The sequence below is a fragment of the Corynebacterium sp. MSK071 genome (assembly GCF_030232125.1).
GTDB lineage: Bacteria > Actinomycetota > Actinomycetes > Mycobacteriales > Mycobacteriaceae > Corynebacterium > Corynebacterium kefirresidentii.
In genome coordinates, this window is sequence record NZ_JASPJA010000068.1 from 1 (window position 1) to 277 (window position 277).

At 65.0% G+C, this 277-nt stretch carries 1 protein-coding gene; it reads left to right on the forward strand.

The genetic code is table 11. The annotated features are described in order from the left end of the window. Positions 1–277, forward strand: a 277-nt coding sequence (locus QP990_RS12230) for an AMP-binding protein (protein WP_349018874.1), incomplete at both ends; no start/stop codon positions are given.

A 277-nucleotide genomic window follows, 5' to 3' on the forward strand; every position in this document is an offset into this window, starting at 1 on the left:
GATGAAATCCTCGACGTCTTGCGGGAAGAGCGGGTCACGCTGTGGAACTCCGCGCCCGCCCTTTTGGAGCTCGCCCTGGTCCGGGCGGCGGACGACGACGTGTTCCCGGATGTGCGCACCGTATTGCTCAGCGGCGATCGCATCGCAGCGGGGCTTCCGGCGCGCGCCATGGACATGTTCCCGAACGCGTCGATCAATAGCCTCGGCGGTGCGACCGAAGGAAGCATTTGGTCCATCCACTGCCCGCTGCTACGCGACAGCCTGGAAAACCGCATTC